The sequence below is a fragment of the Bradyrhizobium sp. NBAIM14 genome (assembly GCF_020193895.1).
Taxonomy (GTDB): domain Bacteria; phylum Pseudomonadota; class Alphaproteobacteria; order Rhizobiales; family Xanthobacteraceae; genus Bradyrhizobium; species Bradyrhizobium yuanmingense.
Map to the genome: position 1 here is coordinate 1 of NZ_JADYVQ010000066.1, position 1,075 is coordinate 1,075.

1 protein-coding gene is annotated in these 1,075 nt (G+C 66.1%); it reads left to right on the forward strand.

The features are described from left to right. Positions 1 to 2: 2 nt before the first annotated feature. Positions 3 to 1,075: chemotaxis protein CheA (locus tag I6F28_RS37010; protein WP_225143928.1), on the forward strand; the 1,073-nt coding region annotated here is incomplete at its 3' end.

A 1,075-nucleotide genomic window follows, 5' to 3' on the forward strand; every position in this document is an offset into this window, starting at 1 on the left:
TCATGGATGATCTGTTGCGGGAGTTTCTGACGGAGACCAGCGAGAGCCTGGACACCGTGGACAATCAGCTGGTGAAGTTCGAGCAGGAGCCGAACAACGCCAAGATCCTGGATAACATCTTCCGCCTGGTCCACACCATCAAGGGCACCTGCGGCTTCCTCGGCCTGCCGCGGCTGGAAGCGCTGGCCCATGCCGGCGAGACCCTGATGGGCAAATTCCGCGACGGCATGCCTGTGACCGCCGAGGCGGTGACGGTGATCCTGTCCTCGATCGACCGCATCAAGGAGATTTTGGCTGGCTTGGAGGCGACCGAGGCCGAGCCGGAAGGCAACGACCGCGATCTCATCGACAAGCTGGAAGCGATGGTCGAGCAGGGCATGGCGGCGATGTCCGGCTCGGCGGAGCCGATGCCGACAGCCGGCACTGCTGCTCCCGTTGCCGATGCGCCGCCGCTGGTGCCGGAAGCACCCGCCGCTGCAGCCGCCCCCGCCAAGGAGATGACCATGGGCACGCTGGTCGATCAGACCCTGGAGCGTCCGCTGCGTCCGGGCGAGGTCTCGCTCGACGAGCTCGAGCGCGCCTTCCGCGAGACCGCGATCGAAGCGCCGGTGCCCGCGCCCGTGGCCAAGGCTGAGGTTAAGGCCGAGCCGGCTGCTGAAGCCGCAAAGCCCGCCAAGGAGAAGGCCGCGCCGAAGAAGTCGATGGCCGACGAGATGGCGGGCGAGGGCGACCGCATCGCCAACCAGTCGATCCGCGTCAACGTGGATACGCTGGAGCACCTGATGACCATGGTCTCCGAGCTGGTCCTGACCCGCAACCAGCTCTTGGAGATCTCCCGCCGCAACGAGGACACCGAGTTCAAGGTGCCGCTGCAGCGCCTCTCCAACGTCACCGCCGAGCTGCAGGAAGGCGTCATGAAGACGCGCATGCAGCCGATCGGCAATGCCTGGCAGAAGCTGCCCCGCATCGTCCGCGACCTCTCATCCGAACTCGGCAAGCAGATCGAGCTCGAGATGCACGGCGCCGACACCGAGCTCGACCGCCAGGTGCTCGATCTGATCAAGGACCCGCTCAC